Here is a 453-nt window from a genome sequence, read left to right on the forward strand (position 1 = left end):
CAGCAGGCCCAGGCTGCGCAGTGGGCGCAGCAGCGGGGTCGGATTGGCGGTCAGCCGCGCCAGCCCGCCGGAGAACGTCACCGTGCGCTGGCGATCCTGCTCGCGGCGCTGCGCGTACTGCTGCAGCAGCGCCGGCGCGCCCGGGTCGGTGCCGTCGCGCTCGATCAGTTCGGCCAGGGTCAGCGCATCGCGCAGGCCCAGGTTGAAGCCCTGCGCGCCCAGCGGGTGCAAGGTCTGCGCGGCATTGCCCAGCAGCACCGCGCGCGCATCGGCCAGCCGCTCGGCCAGCACCTGCACGATCGGATAGGCACTGCGCTCGCCGCTACCGAGCAGGCGGCCGACGCGCCAGCCCAGCGCGTCCTGCAGCCGCTGCAGCCAGGCGCCCTCGTCCAGCGCCGCCACCGCGTCGGCGTCCTCGGCGGCCACCGCGTGGATCGCGCCGTAATGGCGGGC

Annotated in this window: 1 protein-coding gene; it reads right to left on the reverse strand. The window is 75.7% G+C overall.

The annotated features are described in order from the left end of the window. The coding region (locus D183_RS0123440; RefSeq protein WP_017911140.1) for an FAD-dependent monooxygenase at positions 1-453 on the reverse strand (453 nt) is incomplete at both ends.

It is taken from the genome of Xanthomonas sp. SHU 199, assembly GCF_000364665.1.
GTDB lineage: Bacteria > Pseudomonadota > Gammaproteobacteria > Xanthomonadales > Xanthomonadaceae > Xanthomonas_A > Xanthomonas_A sontii.